General features: G+C 44.2%; 1 protein-coding gene. It reads left to right on the top strand.

The genetic code is table 11. The annotated features are described in order from the left end of the window. The first annotated feature begins 108 nt into the window (after nt 1–108). Nucleotides 109–561 (top strand): IS200/IS605 family transposase, encoded by a 453-nt coding sequence (gene tnpA, locus CX664_RS21755; protein ID WP_101748758.1) that lies wholly within the window; start codon nt 109–111, stop codon nt 559–561. The last annotated feature ends 57 nt before the right edge of the window (nt 562–618 follow it).

The following is a 618-nucleotide window of genomic DNA, read 5'->3' as shown; positions in this document are numbered from 1 at the left end:
TTAATCATTAGGTAAACCCCCGGCTATGCCGGGGTGACTCGCATAGGTTTTACCGACGCTTCGGTAGCTAACCTCGAAGATTCCACCACGAATCAAGAGGTTTAACTTATGCCAGACTACAAAAGTCTGACTCATACTCGCTGGGATTGTAAATATCATATCGTGTTCATTCCCAAGAAAAGGCAAAAAGTCATCTACGGAAGTTTGAGGAAGTTTCTCGGCTCAATTTTTCATGAGCTTGCCAGGAGAAAAGGCTGTGAAATTGTTGAGGGACACCTGATGAGAGATCATGTCCATATCTGCATAAGCATTCCACCAAAATACTCTGTTTCCAATGTAGTTGGGTATTTAAAAGGTAAATGCGCGATTGCTATAGCAAGGCATTTTAAAGGGCGACAAAGGAATTTTAACGGAGAGAATTTCTGGGCAAGAGGGTACTTTGTGAGTACGGTCGGCTTGGATGAAGAAGTTGTCAGGGAATATATCCGAAATCAAGAAAAGAACGACGAAAACCGGGATCAACTGAAACTGGGTTTTGACTCGCGCCCATGGGCGCAATAATAGCCCTTTGAGGGCGTCCCCTAATAAGCTTCCGGCTATGCCGGAAGTCATTTAACT

The sequence above is a fragment of the Endozoicomonas acroporae genome (assembly GCF_002864045.1).
Classification (GTDB): domain Bacteria; phylum Pseudomonadota; class Gammaproteobacteria; order Pseudomonadales; family Endozoicomonadaceae; genus Endozoicomonas; species Endozoicomonas acroporae.
The sequence above is the reverse complement of the archived record's forward strand: the minus strand, read 5'-3'. Positions and strand labels throughout refer to the sequence as shown.